The sequence below is a fragment of the Dyella sp. NPDC103356 genome (assembly GCF_055584465.1).
On the sequence record NZ_JBVJLZ010000012.1, the window covers coordinates 17,632 to 36,243 of the forward strand.

The window sequence follows — 18,612 nt, forward strand, 5'->3', positions numbered from 1 at the left end:
CACCTTCTTGAGGAACTAACGCATGGCTCTGAATCAGGCACTCAGTGGCATCAACGCGGCGCAGGCCGATCTGAATGTCATCGCCAACAACATCTCCAACGCCAACACGGTGGGCTTCAAGGGCTCGCGTGCTGAGTTTGCCGACGTGTACGCGGTGACCGGTTTGAATCTCAATGCCACGGCAGTGGGCGGCGGTACGCGCCTGTCCGATGTGGCGCAGCAGTTTGCCCAGGGCGACACCCAGACCACCGGCAACAGCCTGGACATGGAAATCAACGGCAACGGCTTCTTCACGCTCAATACCGGCGCCGGCCTTGCATACACCCGCGCAGGCGATTTCAAGAAACTGGACGACGGCACCGTGGTGAGCAACGACGGCTACAAGTTGCAGATCTATCCGCCGACCGCCAACGGCTCGTTCGATACGAGCACGCTGACCAACCTGCAGCTGGTCAGCTCGCAGAGCACAGCCACCGCGACCACCAAGGCGAGCATCGTGGCCAACTTGCCTGCCAGTGCCGCGCCGCCGACGGTAACGCCGTTCAGCCCGACCGACGCGAATAGCTACACCAATGCCACCACGTTCGCGGTGTTCGACTCGCAGGGTGGTACGCACCAGGCCACGGTGTATTACGTCAAGACCGCGACCAATACCTGGGACACGCATCTGTATGTGGACGGCCAATCCGCCGATACCACGCCGCCGCAGCAGCTGACGTTCAACGCTGCTGGTCAGATCGCCACGCCCACCACCGGTACGCTGGCCTATAACCCGATCAACCTCGGCAATGGTTCCAACCCGCTGACGTTGACCTTGAACTTCTCCAACACCACGCAGTTCGGCACCGACTACACGCCGGGCACGATCAACAAGGATGGCGCGGAAGCGGGCACGCTGACCAGCATCGACATCAACAGTTCGGGTGTGGTCACCGCAAACTATTCCAACACCACCAGCACGGTGCTGGGTCAGGTCGCGATCGCCAACTTCGCCAACACGCAGGGTCTGCGCCAGCTCGGCAACACCAACTGGGCGGCGAGCAGCGATTCGGGTACGGCGGTAATGGGTACGGCCAACACCGGGCAGTTCGGCAGCATCACGTCGGGCCAGCTCGAATCGTCCAACACTGCCGATACCACCGCGCAGTTGGTGGACATGATCCAGGCACAGCGCGCCTACCAGGCGAATGCGCAGGTGTTGTCGACCGACAATACGCTCGCTTCATCGCTGTTCAACGCGGTCTCGCGTTAACTAGGGGCCCGCCATGGACCGTTCCGTCTACGTAGCGATGACCGGGGCGACGCAGATCATGCGCGCCCAGGACGCCGTCAGCCACAACCTGGCGAATGCGTCGACGGTCGGTTTCAAGTCGGAGTTGAATGCGTTCCAAAGCGTGCCCGTGCTCGGCCAGGGGCTGGGCACGCGCATCAACGCGGTGGCGCAAGGCATCGGCCAGGACGTTGCGCAGGGAACGACCAGCACCACCGGTCGTTCGCTCGATGTTTCCGTGCAGGGCGGCGGCTGGATCGCCGTGCAGACGCCCGACGGCAATGAAGGCTACACCCGCGCGGGCGACCTGCAGTTGACCGCTGATGGTGGTTTGACCGATTCGCGTGGCAACCAGGTGCTGGGCAATTCCGGTCCGATCAACCTGCCCGACGCCGCGCAGATCTCGATCGGCAACGACGGCACGGTATCGACGGTGCCGCTGGGGCAGGGGCCCGACTCGGTGGCGACGGTCGATCGCATTCGCCTGGTCAATCCCGATCCGACGCAGATGCAAATGGGCAGCGATGGCCTGATGCATATGAACGACGGTACGCAGGCACCGACCGATGCCAACGTGCGGTTGTCGTCGGGCACGCTCGAAGGCAGCAACGTCAACCCGTCCGCCGAGCTGGTGAAGATGATTTCGCTGTCGCGTCAGTACGACATGCAGGTGAAGTCGATCCGCACCTCGGAAGACAACGCCGACTCCGCCAAGCAGTTGTTGCAGGCGAGCTGAGCGTAACTAATTCTTTTCTGGAGCCAAGCACATGCTTTCATCCTTGTGGATTGCCAAGACCGGTCTCGATGCGCAGCAGACGCGCATGGACGTAATCTCCAACAACCTGGCCAACGCCAACACCACGGGATTCAAGAGCTCGCGTGCTTCGTTCCAGGATCTGATCTACCAGAACAAGGGCCAGCCCGGCGGCCAGACCACCGAGCAGACGCAGTCGCCCACGGGCATGATGCTTGGCACCGGCGTGAAGATCGTTGGCACGCAGAAAATCTTTACCCAGGGCAATCCGACCCAGACCGGCAACGCTTTCGATCTGCAAATCGGTGGCGACGGCTTCCTGCAGGTCAGCATGCCCGACGGCACTATCGCCTACACGCGCGACGGTTCGTTGCATCCCGACCAGAACGGTCAGCTGGTCACCGCCGATGGCTATCCGCTGGAGCCGGCGATCACCCTGCCGCCGAATTACGCCAGTGTCACCATCGGTACCGATGGCACCGTCTCGGCAACGTCGAACGGCACCGCGACGCCGACCACGCTCGGCACTATCCAGCTTGCGAATTTCGTCAATCCGGCAGGTCTGCAACCGCTGGGGCAGAACCTCTATGTCGAAACCGCATCGAGCGGTACCGCGCAAACCGGTCAGCCGGGTCTGAACGGCATGGGCACGCTTACGCAGGGCTCGCTGGAATCTTCCAACGTCAACGTGGTGGAAGAAATGGTCAACATGATCGAAACCCAGCGCACCTACGAAATGAATTCCAAATCCATCAGCAGCACCGACCAGATGCTGCAGGATCTCACGGACAAGCTATGAGCACGTTCATTCTCCCTCGTTTGGCCCTGGCCGCGCTGGCCTTGGCCGTGCTCGCCGGTTGCGCGATGGAATCGCCGCACAAGGACGATGCCGAATGGGCTGCGACCGCTCCAGTGGCGCCCTCTGCGGCGCCGGCGGCGGACGGTTCGATTTTTCACGACGAGCAGAATATGGAGCTGTTCTCCGACCCGCGTGCGCATCGCGTCGGCGACATTCTCACCATCACGCTGATCGAAAGTACGCAGGCCAGCAAGAAATCCGAAACCAGCACAAGCAAGACCGACAAGACCGGTATCGACGCGCCAACCATCCTGGGTCAGTCGCTGAAGTTTGGCGGCAAGGCGGCGGACATCACCACCAATGCCGCGCGCAGCTTCGATGGCAACGGCAGCAGCAGCCAGAGCAACCAGCTCACCGGCCAGATCACCGTGACCGTCGCGCAGCGCCTTACTAACGGCAACCTGCTGGTACGCGGCGAGAAATGGCTGACGATCAACCAGGGCCAGGAACTGGTGCGCATCTCGGGCATCGTGCGTGCGCAGGACATTGGACAGGACAACAGCGTGCCGTCCACGCGCGTGGCCGATGCCCGCATTACCTATACCGGTCGCGGCACTCTGGCCGAAGCCAACACCAAGGGCTGGCTGTCACGCTTCTTCAGCTCCAAGTGGATGCCGTACTGATGAATACGCCGATGGCCATGAGAGGAGCTGCCGCCTTTGCCTTCGCCATCCTGGCGTTGCTGGCGACCACGCATGCGCGTGCCGACAAGGTGCGCGACCTGGCGCAGGTTGCCGGCGTGCGCAGCAATCAGTTGATCGGCTACGGCCTGGTCGTCGGCCTCGACGGCAGCGGCGACCAGACCACGCAGGCGCCGTTCACCACGCAAAGCCTGGAGAACATGCTGCAGCAGTTTGGCGTGACCATTCCCGCCAGTGCGCGCCCGCAGTTGAAGAATGCCGCGGCGGTCACGATTACCGCCGAACTGCCACCATTCGCCAAGCCCGGTCAGACCATCGACATCACGGTAGCGTCGATCGGCAATGCCAAGAGCATTCGCGGCGGCGAGCTGTTGATGGCGCCGCTGCGTGGTGCAGATGGCAACACGTATGCGATTGCGCAGGGTAGTGTCGTGGTCGGCGGCGTCAGCGCGCAGGGCAAGAGCGGCTCCAGCGTGCAGGTGAATATTTCCGCCAGCGGCCGCATTCCCAATGGCGCGACGGTCGAGCGCAGTGTGGCCTCGTCGTTCAGTCAGGGCGGCGACCTGATGCTCAATCTCAATACACCCGATTTCATTACCTCATCGCGTATCGCCGATGCGATCAATCGTGCCTACGGTGCCGGTACGGCGCGTGCGCAGGATGGCGGTTCGGTGGTGGTACGCGGCCCGGTCGATGCATCGCAAAAGGTAGCTTGGCTGGGCGCCATCCAGGCGCTCGAAGTAACCCCGGGCGATGCGCCTGCACGCGTTGTGGTCAACTCGCGTACCGGCACCGTGGTCATTGGCTCGGACGTGCGCGTCAGCGCCGCGGCCGTAGCGCACGGTGCGATCCAGGTCACGATCAGCGAACAGCCGGCGGTGAGCCAGCCCAATGCCTTCGGGCAGGGTCAGACGGTGGTGGTGCCCAACAGCAGCGTGTCGGTCAGCGAAGACGGCGGTCACATGTTCAAGTTCGGCCCCGGCGCGAGCCTGGACTCGATCGTGCGCGCGGTCAATCAGGTGGGCGCCGCGCCCAGCGATCTCATTTCCATCCTGCAGGCGCTCAAGCAAGCCGGTGCCCTGCATGCCGAACTTGTCGTGATCTGATATGGCGGTCAACGACGCCACCATGCAAAGCGTCAACACCTGGACGGATCTGTCCGGGTTCAACGGTATGCGAGCGGCCGCGCAGAGCGACGCCAAGTCGGCGCTTCCGGCAGTCGCCAAACAGTTCGAGTCGATCTTCACCCAGATGATGCTGAAGTCGATGCGCGATGCAGGTGTCGGCGACGGGTTGACCGACAGCCAGGCCAGCGACTCGTGGCGCGACATGTTCGACCAGCAGCTGTCGATCAATCTTTCCCAAAACGGCAACGGGCTGGGCATCGCACAGATGCTGATCAAGCAGCTTGGTGGGGCTGCAGGTAGTGCCGGCGTTTCCGCCGATAGCGTGCAGCAGAAGCTGAACTCGGCCGCCAGTTCGGTAGCCTCCGCCGCGCAGAAGGCCGAGCCATTCCTGCCGCAGAACGCGGCCGACTTTGTCGCCAAGCTGTTGCCGAGTGCACAGGAGGCTGCGAAGAAGCTGGGTGTCTCGGTAAAGGCTGTGCTCGCGCAGGCCGCGCTGGAAACCCAATGGGGCCAGCACATGCCACACGGCAAAGGGCAAAGCAGCAACAACCTGTTCGGGATCAAGGCCGGCTCCAGCTGGGACGGCAAGAAGGTCAGCGTGCCGACGCTGGAATACGAAGACGGTGTGGCAGTGCGCAAACAGGCGCAGTTCCGCGCGTACAACTCGGCCGGCGAATCCTTCGACGACTACGCCAAGATGATCAGCGAGAACCCGCGCTACGCCGGTGCCAAGGGGCACGGCGACGATGTGATGGGTTTTGCCAAGGGCCTGGTCGCCGGCGGCTACGCCACCGACCCGAGCTATGCGCACAAGCTTGCGGCGATCGCCAATGGACCGGTCATGCGCCAGGCGCTGGCCGCCGTGCAGCAAGCCATGCAGAACACCGCCTCGGCTGCGGGCAAGGTGGCCACGACGGTCGCCGATACCGTGAATCAGGATATCGGTCAGGCGATCGATATGCTCAAGAATGCCGTCAATTTGCCGACACCCCCTTTGTGAAGCTCTAGGACCGTTCCATGGCGAATATGCTCAACATCGGTGTTTCCGGCCTCAACGCGGCGCAAGTCGGGTTGAATACGGTCGGCAATAACCTCGCCAATCTCAATACGGATGGCTATAGCCGCCAGACGGTGGTGCAGTCCGAGGTTATCGGCCAGGCCGACGGGCGATTCACGATCGGCGGCGGCGTCAACGTGGATTCGGTGCAGCGTGAGTACAGCAGCTATCTGACCACCGCGGTCTGGCAGCAGAACTCAGGCTTGCAGCGCGCCACGACGTACAACGACCTCAATACGACGCTCAACAGTATTCTTACCGGCAGCGGCAATCTGCAAGGCGCGCTCGATAATTTCTACGGCGCATTCAGCACGGTAGCCAACTCGGCGGGCAGTTCCTCCAGTCGCACCGCGCTGCTGGGCAGTGCAGGCTCGGTCACGGCCGTCTTCAACACGCTGGGCCAGCAGCTGAGCTCGCAGCAGTCGCAGGTCAACAGCCAGATCAGCAATACCGTCAACAGCGTCAACGACACGGCCAGCAAGATCGCCGCACTCAATGCGCAGATCCGCCAGAGCCCCGCGGACCAGGTGCCCAATGCCTTGCTCGATCAGCGCGACGGACTGGTAAAAACGCTGTCCGGTCAGCTTGGCGTGTCGACCGTGGCCGAAAACGACGGCACGATCAGCATTTACACGTCGAGCGGGCAGAGCCTGGTATCGGGCAACAAATCATTCGCGTTGTCGACCGGAAACAACGTCTACGATCCGGGCCAGACGGATCTCTTCGATAGTGCCGGCAACGACATCACGACCAAGTTGAGCGGTGGCAGCCTTGGCGCCTTGCTCGACTATCGCAACAACGTGCTCAACCCGGCGCAGAACCAGTTGGGGCAGGCGGCGATTGCGCTGTCGTCCAGCATCAATGCGCAGCAGGCCAAAGGCCTGGACGCGAACGGCAACCTGGGCCAGCCGATCTTCAGCACGCCCACGCCGAATGTGTTGCCCTCGACGAAGAACACCGGCACCGCGGCGATTTCGGCAAGCATCACCGACGTCTCCAAGTTGACGACGTCCGATTACAACCTCAGCTACGACGGTACGGCCTGGAACCTGCACACCAGCACCGGACAGAGCGTGCCGTTGACGACGAATCCGGATGGCAGTTTCAGTGCCGATGGGCTGACCTTCAGCGTGGCTTCGGGCACCGCCCAAGCCGGCGACAGCTACGTCATCCAACCGACGCGCAATGCCGCCACCTCGCTCAGCGTGATACAGACCGACCCGACCAAGATAGCCGCAGCGGCTGCGCTGACCACCACAGCGGGCACCACCAACAACGGCAACGCCACGGCCAGCTCGATCAAGGTCACCGATCCCACCAATGCGGCGCTGCTCAGCAATGCCAAGGTTACGTTTACGTCGGCAACGGCGTATCAGGTCACCGATGGCAGCGGCAATGTGCTTTCGAGCGGCACGTATACGCCGGGGCAACCGATCACTGCAAACGGCTGGAGCCTCACGCTGACTGGTACGCCGAGCGCCAACGATAGCTTCAGCGTTGCAGCCAACAGCAATGGTCTGAACGACAACTCCAATGCGCTGGCCATGGCGGCGCTGGCCGATGGTGGCGTGCTCGATGGCGGCAAGACATCCGTACTCGCCTCCTATGGCAACCTGACCACCTTCGTGGGTACGGCCGGCAGTCAGGCGGCGAGCAACCTCAGCACCCAGACCAGCCTGTACAACCAGGCGGCCGGCGCGCAACAGAGCGTATCGGGCGTAAACATGGATGAAGAAGCCGCCAATATGGTCAAGTACCAGCAGGCTTATCAGGCATCCGCGCAGATCATCACCACCGCGCAGACCATCTTCGCCAGCCTGCTTCAGGCCGTACAGGGATAAGCCACGATGCGCATTTCCACCAGCTGGCAGTTTCAGCAGTCGCTCAGCACCATGCTCAACCAGCAGAGCGCGCTGGCCAATACGCAGAACCAGGTCACTACCGGCAAGCGCATCAATGTCGCCTCCGACGATCCTACCGGCGCTGCGCAGGCACTCAGCCTCAATCACATCCTGGCGAGCAACGCGCAGTACACCTCGAACATCAATGCCGCCAATACACGCCTTACCACCGAGGGTGGTGCGCTGGACTCGGTGACATCGCTGCTTGACCGCGCACGTACGTTGGCGTTGAACGGCATCAATGGTTCTTTGTCGCCGAGCGATCGCCAGAACATGGCGACCGAGCTGACCCAGATTCGCGACCAGCTGGTGCAATTGGCCAATACCACCGACACCAACGGCGCCGCCCTGTTTGCCGGCACCAGTACCACGACTGCGCCGTTTACCAAGAACTCGGACGGCACGGTGACTTACAACGGCAACGACGGTCAGTTGAATACCGCCGTCGGCTCAAGCCTGCAGGTGCCGATCGGCGATGCAGGCAGTACTGTCTTCATGAACCTGCCGGCCGGTAATGGTTCGTTCGTCGCCAGTGCAGGCAGTGCCAACACCGGCACGCTCATTGTCGGCGACAACAGCGTGACCGATACCAGCGCATGGAATGCGGCCAAGGTGTCGACTGGCGGCGCGATCAATATTACGTTCGCCGCCGGTGGCGCATGGACGGCGACCGACGCCACCGGGAATGCCATTGTCGATAGCAGTGGCAACCCGGTGGGCGGTACGTATACCGACGGTGGCAGCATCAGTTTCGACGGCATGTCGATTGCCTTGAGCGGCACGCCGGCAGCTGGCGACACGATCGGCGTCAAGACGGATCAGAGCCAGGATGTCTTCAGCACCCTCAACAATATGATTACGGCACTGGGTAGTGGCGCGAGCGACACGCAATTGGCCAATTCGATGAATCGTCAGATCGAGTCGATTGACCAGGCCGAGAGCAGTGTCACCAATACCCAGGTATTGATCGGCAATCGCCTCAATACGCTCGATCAGCAGAGTTCGGCGTATTCGGATCTCAATGTGACGTACACCTCGGCGTTGTCGGATGTGCAGGATGTCGATCCTTATACGGCCATCAGCAACCTGTCGTTGCAGTCGTCGGCGTTGCAGGCGTCGCAGCAGGTGTTTGCGCAGATGAAGTCGATGACGTTGTTTAATTATTTGAAGTGATGGGTGGGGCGCATTTGGTGCATCAGTCCCCCTGCATCGTCATCCCCGCGTAGGCGGGGATCCAGTGGCTCCGGTGGTTGGTTGTCGCGAGAGCTTCTATCGCTTTGGCTTGGCGCGCTCGTGTTGAAGTCGCCTGCGGCGTGTTTCGCCCGTCTGCCGGCGCGCGAGTTACTTTCTTTGCTTGTCCACGCACGCAGTGCGAACGGCGTTAGCCGGCCCGAAGGGCGGAGGGCCGTAAGGCCCGGAGTAAAGAAAGATAACCAAAGAAATGACACCCCTAGTTCGCCGTCCTTCGGACCGTGAGGTTTGGCCGGGCTTTAGGACGGGACATCCGTGTCCCGTCCTAAAGGCATCGACGTCCTGTCGATGCCCCCTTCGGGGCCTGATCGTCCAAACCTCACTCGGCTCCCGAGGGGGCCCGAAGAGCTGACCGCTCGCTGCGCATCGCTTGCCAAGAGCGAAGATCGACCTCCAATCTCGCTCTAATCTCTCCTATTCGTCATTCCGGCGCAGGCCGGAATCCATTCCTCAGGCCCTCGCTTGTCAGACAACGTGTCGCAAGCGGAAACGCTGAGGCATGGATGACCAGCTTCGCTGTTGAAAAGCGCCTCCGGCCTTCGCCGGAATGACGAGAGGGGTAGGCGAGGGTGAGGGAGCGCCTTAAGTCCTCAGCATCACGACGCCTCGCGCACAGATTCGGCGTACCTCAGAAGCGCCAGAAGTGTCCCCTGACGATTCGAGTAGACGGCACGAACGGTTGTATCTCTCAATGCTGCTCAGAGCTCTGGCTCCAAAGGCCATTCTCTCTTTGGTTACTTTCTCTTTACTCCGGACCTAAAGGTCCTCCGCCCTCCGGGCCGGGTTCGCCGTTCGCATGCGCTACGCGCAAGCGTGGGCCAGCAAAGAGAAAGTGACTCGCTCGCCGGCAGGCGAGTGAAACGCCCGCTGCGTAAGCGGCCAGGTCGCCCGAACACACAGGCAAGAACGAGGCGCTCACGTCAGAGGCTTCCGGCCAACGCCGAAATGACAAAGCAGGGGAAGCATGAACATGACTAGGAAACCGTCGAAGACCCAAAAAAAGCGTCCCCACAAAATCACCCAGGCGTCCAAGCCTCCCTCCACTTCACCAAATTCCCCCCCTCCAACATCCACCCATCACGCACCGCATCCCGCAACCGATCACCGGCAGCCACCGTCGCATCCCGATCCAGCAGATGCATACGAATAGCCCCCATCCAATCCTTGTACCGATTCTTCACCCGTGTCACCGGCAAATCATCGCGATAGCAGGCGATATCGCTGCACACCACCGGAAACCCGCAAATCCCATATTCAAGCAAGCGCAAATTACTCTTGCATTCGTTGAAGGGGTTTTCTTCCAGCGGCGCCAGCGCGAGATCGAGATTCAAGGCGGCGAGCTTGGCGGGGTATTCATGAATGCGCACCCCAGGATGGAACTCCTTCACATAGGGTTTGAGCTTGTCTGGACACATGCCCATGAAGATCCAATCCACTTCATCAGCCAGATCGCGTACTACATCGGCAATCAGCTCGAGATCGCCGCGATGGCTGAGGCCACCGGCCCAGCCAACGCGCGGCTTTTCGTTGTGCTGGCGTTCGACTCGAAGATAGCCCCACCAGTTCAACGGCAGACGATTCCGTACGACCCTGATATCGGCATGCAGCGAGCTGAACTTGTCCGCCAGCTCTGGCGTGGATACGACAAAACGATCCACCAGGCTCATCGCCTTGCGCAGCGATTTGAGGATGTCCTTGGGCATTTCGTTGCGGTGCGCGCTCTTCAGCGGCAGGTTGGTCAACAGGTCGTCCAACTCGTAGATGCGGAATGCGCGTGACAGGTCGGCGACATGCTGGATGGACTCCAGTTGTATGTCGGTGAGCTGACGCTGATAAATAATGACTTGCGGATCGAAGCGTTCGATCGTGGTGGGCAGGTGCAGGCGATCGGTGATGCAACCCTCGATCAGGCCGGCATCCTGCATGGCGGCGAACGGCTGGCGGACGCGGTAGTGTCCGCAGCCATTGCTGTCGGCCGGGTGGGCCAATATGCGTGGCGCCAGTGGCTGCGAAAACGGCTGCCATGCCATCGATCGCTGCGGCGACAGCAGAAAACCTTCGTCGTGCAGGCTGAGGTTGACGTTATAGGCGGGATCTCGCGCCAACAAGGGCAGCCATTTGCGATACATCGCGTTCTGCTCGCCACGGAAGCGCAGCGCCTTCGCTTCCTGGCTCGCGGTATCGACTTTCTTCTGGCTGACGCTGCCCTCGTGCATGAGGCGTGCGTAGGGTGTCCACACGGTAAGGTAACCGGCCTCGCGTACCTTCAGACAGAGGTCGACATCGTTATAGGAAACCTTGAAATCGACTTCGTTGAGGCCGCCGACCTCTTCGTAGACCGAGCGGCGAATCATTAGGCAGGCCGCGGTGACGGCCGTGTAGTTCTGGTCGACCTGAAGACGCTGCATGTAGCCGGGCGCATCCGGTTCCGCATGGATAAACGGGTGATCGGCGGGGCCACGCAGACCGAGCACGACACCGCCATGCTGGATACGCCCGTCCGGGTAGTGCAGCTTGGCGCCGACGATGCCTACTTCCGGGCGCTGCGCATGATGGAGCAGGGCATCGATCCAGTCTTCGTGCAGAACGGCGGTGTCGTTGTTGAGCAGGATCAGGTATTCGCCACGCGCCTGTGCGACCGCGAAGTTGTTGATCGCCGAATAGTTGAACGCGTGCGGGTAACGCAGCACGCGGATTTTCTCACTGCCCAGCTTGGCGATGCCGTCCAGGTACGCGCAGGCGGCCGGCTCGCGGCTATCGTTGTCGACGATCAGCAGTTCGTAACGCGCGTACCTGGTGCGTTCGATCAGGCTGTCGATCAAGCCGTTGAGCATCGGCAGCTGGTCGCGCGTCGGCACGATGATCGACACCAGCGGTTTGTGTTGATGCAGGTAGCGTACGCGGTTGACCCCGGGAAGGCCGCCCGAATGCAGCTCGTGCGCGATACCGAGGCGTTCCAGGTGGGCCTGCACGACCTGCGACGACTGTTCCGCTACCGCGGGTTGAGCCAGCCAGGAAGCGTGAGGCGTGCCAGCGTGGTACAGCACCTCCGGGAGATGGCCGACCGCAGGCAGGCCGAGTTGTTCGATCACGCGAAACAGGAAGTCCGCATGGCTGAGCGCGCCGAACCGGGTGTCCCAACCGCCAAGCTCCATCAGCGCATCCCGGCGCACGGCCAAGGTGCGGCCGATATAGGGATAGCTGCGTAGAAGGTCGAGATTGACGTCGGGTTTGAGCAACGGCTGTTCGTAGCCATCGTTGCCCAACGCGTCTTCGTCGACATAGCAACACGACAGTTCCGGCTGTGCCTGGGCATGGTCGGCCAGGATCAACAAGGCGTGTTCGGCCAGTTCGTCACCCGCCCAGATCGGCAGGAGCCAGTCGGCATGGCCGAGTTTCGCCAGGCTGTTGAATTGCTCGATCCCGTCGCCGCGCAGCGGCTGGACGTCAATGCCGTCGGGCAGGGCGGGCGCGTGGTTGGAAAGCACATGGATGGCTACACGCTTGTGCGTCTGCGCCAACAGGCTGTCGAAACTACGGCGCAGGGCCGCAGTGTCGCCGGTCGTATCGATCAGTACGACATCGATAGCCAGCTGCGTGGTGCGCTCCTGCGCCTGCGCTATCTGCGGCGGACGGAGCTTGAGCTGCGCCAGCCATTCGCGATAGGCCTCATCGGGGCTGAGCACCCGGCGGGTAAATTTGATGGCGCCTTCGTCCGCGATCACTTCGCGACGGAAATAGTCGCCATGGTGGATGGCCACGATGCGATGGTTGTGTACATGGCGTACGCCCATTTCCAACAGGCGTTCCCACAGGTCCCAGTCGCCGGGATAGAAATATTTCCAGCAGCCGGGGTTGTAGCGAAAGGTCTTCAGGCCCGCATGGTAAAGGCTGCCGATACGGGCGATGGCGCCATGCATGGGCGTTTGCGAACCGACCACGGTCTGTTCGACGCCGTTGTCGTCGTAGAACTGCACCTTGCCGTGGGCCCATTCGCTACGGGCGGTCTGGGCCGCTTGCAGCAACGATGCGAGATGATCGGGCAGGAACTCGTCGTCGTCGTCGAGATGGGCAATCCAGGCGCCGCGTGCGCAACGAAGGCCGAAGTTGACCGGCTTGGTGCCGGCCACGTACCACAATGGTCCCTTGTTCGCGGGATATTTCCCGCGTTGCTTCAGATTATGAAAATGCAGGCGCGGGTCGTCTGCGGTCGCCTCACGCAGCAGGTCCGCCTGGTCCTGGTCCATGCGGTCGCCGACGATGATGAGTTCCCAATGTGGATAGGTCTGCCGCAGCACGCTGGGCAGCGTGCGCTCGATGATGATCCGGGCCCGGTTGTAGGTCGGCACGATGATCGAAATCAGCGGGTCGGGGCGATAGGCGTCGATGTATCCGGGCAGTTCTCGCAAGGCGCGCAGACGCTGCTTGTCCTGTCCGCGCACGCGAGCTTTTTCGCGCAGGCCATGCTCGCTGAAGAACTGCTGCATCAGCTCGATGCGTTGGTGTGCTTGGCTCAGCTGCGATTGCAGGATGGACGGTTCGGGTCCGCTCATGGGCGTTTGTTCTCGGTCGGGATGACGGCCAGCTCAGGCGGCGCGTACAAAAGGATGGCTCGCGGCGAGCGCCGCCTCTTGCGCGAGGATGGTTTCGCTCGGGCGTTCGCGTATGCGCCGAGCCGGTGCTCCAACGTAGACTCCCCAGGGGGCGATCGGACGATTGACCAGGCTGGCCGCTCCAACGGCGCTACCGTCACCTATTTCTGCGCCGGGAAGCAGCACGGAGTTCGTACCCACGAGTGCGTGGCGTCCGACCAGTACATGCGAACGCAGGACGCTTCGATAAGCATCCGGAATGGTCGGATTGGTGAGGCCGCCGCCGAGGAAATCGTCCGAGCCGGTAACGACGCGCACGCCGGAGGACAGGCCGCTGAAATCGCCCAGCACGAACTCGCCGCCGCCGGTGATCGAACAGAACGACGCGATATGCACGTGGCTGCCGATGGCGCTGGGCGCACGGGCATAGATCATGACGAAGTCATCGATGATGATGTTGTCGCCCAGTGTCATGTATTCAGCGCCGATGATCTTGGCGCCGGCATAGATGCGTACGTTGCGGCCGACTTTTCGAAAGCCCATCTGGGCGGGATCGAGCAGGCTCATGCGTAGGCTCCCTGGTTAGATGTGACTTGCGTAAGCTCGGCCAGCGCCTGCGCGACGCGTTGCATCTGTTCCTCATCGATGTCGACGAAGAACGGCAGGCCGATCAGGCGTTCGGCCAGCTCGTGCGCCACCGGCAGAGGGCCGACGGCAAAACTGGCGAAAGCCGGGTGGCGGTCCAGCGTGGGGCAATACCATTGACGTGTTTCGATACCGCGCGCGAGTAGCGCGGGTTGAAGTTCGCGTGCCCGATGGCCGGGCGGAAGCAGGCCGACGAGAATCGGATAGATGCCGTTCTCGGCGCGGCGCTGCATTCGCAACTCAGGACAATGTTGCTGCAGGATATGCTGATAGCGGGCCTGTACGGCACGACGCCGTTCTACCACGACCGGCCATTGGTCGAGAGCGGCGTGTGCGACTGCCGCGTGGTACTCGCTGAGCTTGCCGTTTTCGCCGGCGACGAATACCTGGCTGCCGCGCTCGAGGTCGATCCCAAAATTGCTCAGGCGGCGCACAAGTGAGGTCAGCTGCTGGTCGTAGCTGACCACCATCCCGCCTTCGCCGGCAGCCAGGGCTTTCGTGGCATGCAGGCTGAAAACAACGTGGCAACGGCGTCCGACGCGTTGATTGCCGAATGCGCCGGCCGCATCGATGATCACCGGAATGCCGGTGTCTTCGACGAATTTGTCCCAGGCCTCCACATCTTGCGGATTGCCGAACGTGGCCACCGGCATCACGGCGTCCACGCGGTGCCGTGCGGCATAAGCGCGTGCGGTTTCCGGCGTAAGCAGCCAGGTGTCCGCGTCCACGTCGCCGATCAAGGGGCGATAGCCGGCACGTATCACCGATGTCGCCGTGGCGACGAAGGTCAACGCCGGCAGCAACACGCGCGCGCCTTGCATGAGTTCAAGCGCACACAGCGCCAGCTCCAGGCCGGCCGTTCCGTTCGAGGCGGTTATCGCGGTGGGCGCCAGCGACGTTGGTGCAAAGCTGGCGGCGAAACGCTGCTCGAGCTGCAGCACCAGCGGACCAAAGTTGGTGTACCAGCGATTGCTGTCGATCTGCCTTAGATAAGGAATCAGTGCGTCGGTGTCGGGCAATTGCGCGACCAGCAAGGGAATGCGCGGCGCGCTCATACGCTTGCGCTCGCGAGGACGCTGACGTTTGTCGCTGCTTGGGTCGATGGCATCGCTGGTACCCCCTTAAAGCCAAATAAGCGTCGCAAGGCGCATAGGCGTGGTGTCGGGTTTCCGACACGCCACGCGCTGCTCAAGGGGTAGGGAGCAAGCTTGATGCCAACGCAAGAAGTTTCAGATGCGAAAAGACGCTTCAGGCCAGTCGTTTGGGCGAGTGCTCGGCAGCAGGCGGCGCAACTTTAATCGTTGCTGCCGTTCTTGCGAGGGCGGTCACGAAGCGAGTCGATGACAAAAAGGGACGTCGATATCTCTCAAGTATTGTCGGCAAGGACCGATAAATTCCCCGAGGCGGATGGCAACCCATCAGGAATCCCCGCCGGATTCAAAACACATCTTGACCGGCTACCGGTTCCGTAGGAGACACACCATGTCACTCGTTATCAATACCAACGTTTCGTCGCTGACCGCGCAGAACAACCTGTCCAAGTCGCAGAGCGCGCTGGCAACCGCTACCCAGCGTCTGTCGTCGGGCCTGAAGATCAACAGCGCCAAGGACAACGCCGCGGGCTTCGCGATCTCCACCCGCTTTACCACCCAGATCGGCGGTATCGGCCAGGCCAGCTCCAACGCCTCGGACGCTATCTCCCTGGCTCAGACCACCGAGTCGGCCCTGGACGAAGTCACCTCCAACCTGCAGGCGATCCGCGATTTGGCCGTGCAGTCGGCCAACGGCAACTACACCGCCGACGACCGTAAGGCGATTGATACCGAAGTGCAGCAGCGTCTGTCGGAAATCACCCGCATCGCCAACCAGACCGACTTCAACGGCACCAAGGTGTTGGACGGTTCGGCCGGTACGCTGTCGTTCCAGATCGGTGCCAACGTCGGCCAGACCATTTCGATCTCCCTGGGCGGCGGCGCCAAGACCAGCCAGCTGGGTCAGGTGGCCGAAGTGTCGACCGGCGACATCAGCGGTGCATTCAAGGATGCCAGCGGCAACGCCACCTCGTTGGACCTGTCCAAGATCAGCCTGACCGGCTCCGACGGCAAGACCGTGACCCTGAGTGGCAAGGCCAACAGCCTGCAGGATCTGTCCGACGCGATCAATGCGGCCAACGTCCCGGGTACCACCGCTGCCGTCAGTGGCGACGGTAAGGGCATCAACGTCTACTCGACCGGCAGCATCACGGTGAGCGACGCCGGTGCCGCTTCGGGTACGGCCACGGCGACCGGTTCGATCTTCGGCAGCGCCACCTCGGTGAACGGTTCGTCCACGCTGACCACCTCGGGCACGGCTGTCACCGCCGCTGCCAGCGGTAGCCTGCAGGGCGGCGACGTGCTGTCGGTCGACGACTCCAACGCTCTGATCTCGCGCATCGACGTGGCATTGAGCTCGGTGTCGACGCTGACCTCGAACCTGGGTGCGATCCAGAACCGCTTCCAGTCGACCATCTCCACGCTGAGCGCCGAGCAGGACAACCTGACCGCTTCGCAGTCGACCATTCAGGACGCGGACTTCGCTACGGAAACGGCGAACCTGAGCAAGGCGCAGATCCTGCAGCAGGCCGGTATCTCGGTGCTGTCGCAGGCCAACTCGCAGCCGCAGCAGGTGCTGAAGCTGCTGCAGTAACCGACTCGTCAAGATCGGTGGCGCGCAGTAAGGCGTCACCGATAACAGAGCCGGAGTATGACGATAGCGGCGGTGAGCAATGCCGCCGCTATCGGTAAGACCGGGTTACGGGAAAAGCAACCAGACGATGTTGGATGCTTTTCCGGTGGTCTGGCTGGGGCCTTGTGAACAGGGCCATGTGTGGGATCCAACGGATCGTGACCGCTTCGGTCAACGCCAAAAAAGTGGCGGCGCAATATCCGATCGACGATTCAAGACCGGAATCAGTGCAACTTTAGCCCTGGCATCACTCTTGCAGATGCTGCCGGAAAGCGAACTGGTGTCAAAAAAATGCGACGGGTGTCTCTCAAGTATCGCCTGCGGGGGCCGAAAAACTCTCCGAGGCGGATGGCAAACCCCAAGGAATCCCGCCGGATTCGACATCGCATATGGACTGACTATCGGTTTCGCAGGGAGCACACCATGTCACTTGTAATCAACACCAACATTTCATCGCTGAACGCACAGAACAACCTGTCCAAGTCGCAGAGCGCATTGATGACCGCTACTCAGCGTCTGTCGTCGGGCTTGAGAATCAACAGCGCCAAGGACAACGCCGCAGGCTTCGCAATCTCCACCCGTTTCAGCACGCAGATCGGCGGTATCGGCCAGGCCAGCTCCAACGCGTCAGACGCCATCTCCCTGGCTCAGACCACCGAGTCGGCCCTGGACGAAGTTACCTCCAACCTGCAGGCGATTCGCGACCTGGCCGTGCAGTCGGCCAACGGCAACTACACCGCCGACGACCGTAAGGCGATCGATACCGAAGTGCAGCAGCGCCTGTCGGAAATCACCCGTATCGCCAACCAGACCGACTTCAACGGTACCAAGGTGCTGGACGGTTCGGCCGGTACGCTGTCGTTCCAGATCGGCTCCAATGTCGGCCAGACGATTTCGATCTCCCTGGGCAGCGGCGCCAAGACCAGCCAGCTCGGCCAGGTGGCTCATGTGTCGACCGTCGACATCAGCGACGCATTCAAGGACGCCAATGGCAATGCCTTGACGCTCGATCTGTCCAAGATCAGCCTCACCGGTACCGATGGTAAGGCCGTCGCCTTGACCGGCACGGCGAGCAGCCTGCAGGACGTTTCCGATGCGATCAACGCCGCCAACGTGGCAGGCACCAGTGCCGCGGTCAGCGCCGACGGCAAGAGCATCAACATCTACTCGACCGGCACGGTTTCTCTGGATGACACCGGTGCAGTCGATGCGACTGCCAAATTTACCGGCAGTATCTTCGCCGGCGCCACCTCGGTAAATGGTGCCTCCACGCTGACTACCGCGGGTACGGCCGTCACAGCCGTGGCCAGCGGTAGCCTGCAGGGCGGCGGCGTGCTGACGGTCGACGACTCCAACGCCTTGATCTCGCGCATCGACGTGGCATTGGGCACCGTGTCGACGTTGACCAGCAATCTGGGTGCGATCCAGAACCGCTTCCAGTCGACCATCTCCACGCTAAGCGCCGAGAAGGACAACCTGATCACCTCGCAGTCGACTATTCAGGATGTCGACTTCGCCATGGAAACGGCGAACCTGAGCAGGGCGCAGATTCTGCAACAGGCCGGTATCTCGGTGCTGTCGCAGGCCAATACGCAGCCGCAGCAGGTGCTGAAGCTGCTGCAGTAATCGACTCTTGAAAGTCGGCGGCGCGCAGTAAGGCGCCGTCGACTGCAGGGCCGGAGTGTGACGGTAGCGGCGACTGGCAACGTCGTCCTACTGGCAAGACGGGTTACGGGAAAAGCATGCAGATCCGTTGTTTGCTTTTCCGGTGATCGGGCCGGCATCCCGGTG

The 18,612-nt window shown here is 61.8% G+C and carries 13 protein-coding genes; 10 read left to right on the top strand and 3 right to left on the bottom strand.

Translation table 11 applies throughout. The features are described 5' to 3' along the window. The first annotated feature begins 22 nt into the window (after window positions 1-22). Genes flgE through flgL form a run of 8 tightly spaced genes read left to right on the top strand, consistent with a single transcriptional unit; the run spans window position 23 to window position 8,782 of the window. Complete coding sequence (flgE, locus tag ACZ6WW_RS21300; RefSeq protein ID WP_465275986.1) at window positions 23-1,252, top strand: flagellar hook protein FlgE; 1,230 nt, start codon at window positions 23-25, stop codon at window positions 1,250-1,252. A 13-nt stretch (window positions 1,253-1,265) separates the two neighbouring features. Further along, window positions 1,266-2,006 carry a flagellar basal-body rod protein FlgF gene (gene flgF / locus ACZ6WW_RS21305; RefSeq protein ID WP_281849975.1) on the top strand — a complete coding sequence of 247 codons (741 nt, stop codon included), beginning with the start codon at window positions 1,266-1,268 and terminating at the stop codon, window positions 2,004-2,006. A gap of 31 nt (window positions 2,007-2,037) precedes the next feature. Continuing rightward, window positions 2,038-2,823 carry a flagellar basal-body rod protein FlgG gene (flgG, locus tag ACZ6WW_RS21310; protein WP_281849974.1) on the top strand — a complete coding sequence of 262 codons (786 nt, stop codon included), beginning with the start codon at window positions 2,038-2,040 and terminating at the stop codon, window positions 2,821-2,823. Next, window positions 2,820-3,506 carry a flagellar basal body L-ring protein FlgH gene (flgH, locus tag ACZ6WW_RS21315; protein WP_465275987.1) on the top strand — a complete coding sequence of 229 codons (687 nt, stop codon included), beginning with the start codon at window positions 2,820-2,822 and terminating at the stop codon, window positions 3,504-3,506. Before flgG ends, flgH begins: the two co-directional genes overlap by 4 nt. Window positions 3,507-3,523: 17 nt before the next feature. After that, window positions 3,524-4,630, top strand: coding sequence for a flagellar basal body P-ring protein FlgI (locus tag ACZ6WW_RS21320; RefSeq protein WP_465276059.1), 1,107 nt, complete (start codon window positions 3,524-3,526; stop codon window positions 4,628-4,630). Window position 4,631: 1 nt separating this feature from the next. Further along, window positions 4,632-5,651 carry a flagellar assembly peptidoglycan hydrolase FlgJ gene (flgJ, locus tag ACZ6WW_RS21325; RefSeq protein WP_465275988.1) on the top strand — a complete coding sequence of 340 codons (1,020 nt, stop codon included), beginning with the start codon at window positions 4,632-4,634 and terminating at the stop codon, window positions 5,649-5,651. A gap of 17 nt (window positions 5,652-5,668) precedes the next feature. Beyond that, a complete protein-coding gene (gene flgK, locus ACZ6WW_RS21330; protein ID WP_465275989.1) occupies window positions 5,669-7,549 on the top strand; it encodes a flagellar hook-associated protein FlgK in 1,881 nt (626 codons plus the stop codon). Window positions 7,550-7,555: 6 nt separating this feature from the next. Continuing rightward, window positions 7,556-8,782, top strand: a complete 1,227-nt coding sequence (gene flgL, locus ACZ6WW_RS21335) for a flagellar hook-associated protein FlgL (RefSeq protein ID WP_465275990.1) — start codon at window positions 7,556-7,558, stop codon at window positions 8,780-8,782. A 1,094-nt stretch (window positions 8,783-9,876) separates the two neighbouring features. Here flgL and ACZ6WW_RS21340 read toward each other — a convergent pair. Genes ACZ6WW_RS21340 through ACZ6WW_RS21350 form a run of 3 tightly spaced genes read right to left on the bottom strand, consistent with a single transcriptional unit; the run spans window position 9,877 to window position 15,152 of the window. Beyond that, window positions 9,877-13,413, bottom strand: a complete 3,537-nt coding sequence (locus ACZ6WW_RS21340) for a glycosyltransferase (protein WP_465275991.1) — start codon at window positions 13,411-13,413, stop codon at window positions 9,877-9,879. A gap of 33 nt (window positions 13,414-13,446) precedes the next feature. After that, on the bottom strand, window positions 13,447-14,019 hold the full coding sequence (locus tag ACZ6WW_RS21345; protein ID WP_465275992.1) for an acyltransferase: 573 nt from the start codon (window positions 14,017-14,019) through the stop codon (window positions 13,447-13,449). Continuing rightward, window positions 14,016-15,152 (bottom strand): DegT/DnrJ/EryC1/StrS family aminotransferase, encoded by a 1,137-nt coding sequence (locus tag ACZ6WW_RS21350; RefSeq protein ID WP_465275993.1) that lies wholly within the window; start codon window positions 15,150-15,152, stop codon window positions 14,016-14,018. Before ACZ6WW_RS21350 ends, ACZ6WW_RS21345 begins: the two co-directional genes overlap by 4 nt. Window positions 15,153-15,579: 427 nt before the next feature. Here ACZ6WW_RS21350 and ACZ6WW_RS21355 point away from each other — a divergent pair, with 427 nt between their 5' ends. Further along, on the top strand, window positions 15,580-16,782 hold the full coding sequence (locus ACZ6WW_RS21355) for a flagellin N-terminal helical domain-containing protein (protein WP_465275994.1): 1,203 nt from the start codon (window positions 15,580-15,582) through the stop codon (window positions 16,780-16,782). A gap of 462 nt (window positions 16,783-17,244) precedes the next feature. Continuing rightward, window positions 17,245-18,447: a flagellin N-terminal helical domain-containing protein gene (locus ACZ6WW_RS21360; RefSeq protein ID WP_465275995.1), complete on the top strand. Its 1,203-nt coding sequence runs from the start codon at window positions 17,245-17,247 to the stop codon at window positions 18,445-18,447. The last annotated feature ends 165 nt before the right edge of the window (window positions 18,448-18,612 follow it).